The sequence below is a fragment of the Amycolatopsis sp. NPDC000009 genome, assembly GCF_055563465.1.
Genome location: NZ_JBVHDI010000045.1, coordinates 1 through 1,501, shown reverse-complemented (window position 1 = coordinate 1,501; position 1,501 = coordinate 1). Strand labels below are relative to the sequence as shown.

Annotated in this window: 1 protein-coding gene; it reads right to left on the bottom strand. The window is 66.8% G+C overall.

Going from position 1 to position 1,501, the window contains the following annotated elements:
• Window positions 1-28 precede the first annotated feature (28 nt).
• Window positions 29-1,240 (bottom strand): IS110 family RNA-guided transposase, encoded by a 1,212-nt coding sequence (locus tag ACZ3HL_RS44755; RefSeq protein WP_465538055.1) that lies wholly within the window; start codon window positions 1,238-1,240, stop codon window positions 29-31.
• Between the last annotated feature and the right edge of the window lie 261 nt (window positions 1,241-1,501).

Sequence of the window (1,501 nt, the reverse complement as noted above, 5' to 3'; positions counted from 1 at the left end):
CCGTGAAGACATCCCTGGGTTTTGTGTGTCAAGCGGTGGTGGTGTGGTGGGCCCAGGCGGTGTTTTCGTTGTAGTGGGTGTGGGTTTTGAGGCATCCGTGGAGGAGGCCGACGAGGCGGTTGGCGAGCTGGCGGAGGGCGGCTTGGTGGCCGACGCCGCGGGCTCGGAGTGTGTCGTAGTAGGCGCGGGCTCCGGGTGAGGCCCGTAGTGATGATTGTGCTTGGCGGGTGAGGGCGTCGAGGAGCCGGTCGTTGTGCACGTATCGGGCCCGGACGGTGGTTTTGCGGCCGGAGGCGATGGTCAGGGGGCTGGTCCCGGCATAGTTTTTGCGGGCTTTCGCTGATGTGTAGCGGTGGGGGTCGTCCCCGAATTCGGCGAGCACCCTGGCGCCGAGGATCTGCCCGAGTCCGGGTTGGGACTCATAGATCTCGGTGTCAGGGTGCTGGCCAAAAGAGGCTTTCACCTCGTTCTCCAGGGTGCTGATCTCACCGGTCAGGGCGTGGATGACGGTGATCAGCGAGCGGGTGATCGCCGCGGAGGCCGCGGTCAGGACCGGGCCACGGCCCAGCGCCGGAGCACGCAGCGCTGTCTGGATCGCGGCGGCTTTACCCTCGATATCGCGTCGGCGGGCTCGCTTGAGCGCGGCGCTGACCTGCTTGCGGGACAACCGGGCCGCGCGGCCCGGGTCGGGGGCCTTGCTGAGCAGTTCCAAGGCCTCGGGCTCGGCCAGATCGGGGAAAGCCTCCAGCGCGGCGGGGAAATAGTCTCGCAGCGTGGCCCGCAACCGCAGCACATGCCTCGTCTTGTCCCAGATCAGCGCCTGATGCGCCCGGGTGAGCTCTTGCACCCCGTCGGCGAGATCGCTGTCGCCTGCGATCTCACGCAGCTGGTGAGCGTCGGTGCGGACCAGATCGGCCAGCACATGCGCGTCACCGGCGTCGCTTTTCGCGCCGGACACCCCGAGCCGGTCCCGGGCCCGAGCCGATTGCCGCGGGTTGACCGCGAACACCCGATATCCCGCGGCGACCAACGCCGCCGGCCACGGGCCCCGATCGGTCTCGATCCCGATCAGCACCTGAGAAGGATCGGCGTCCTCGGGAAGGAACCGCCCGAGCAGCCCATGCAACCGGGCGATGCCCTCGACACCTTCCGGAAGCCGGGCTTTGCCCAGCCGCCGCCCCGTCTGGTCCTGGATCTCCACATCGTGATGATCGGATGCCCAGTCATCACCGACGAACAACTCCACGCCGCACCAGCTCCTGCCTTATCCGGATCATGAGCGGCAGCCACGCGGAAGAAGATCAACGGCCTAATGGTCGAGTGCTCACACCACACACGGCGGGCACGACATCCCTCTAGTGATCAACTTCTCCCGCTACCAGCGGAGGCGACGGTCTTCACGAAGGTCTCGCACAACCCAGGCCTCACGAGTGCTCACCCACCAGCAGCCACCACATCCAAGCCTGCCAAACCAGCCTGAACACAACCCATTAGGCCTCCT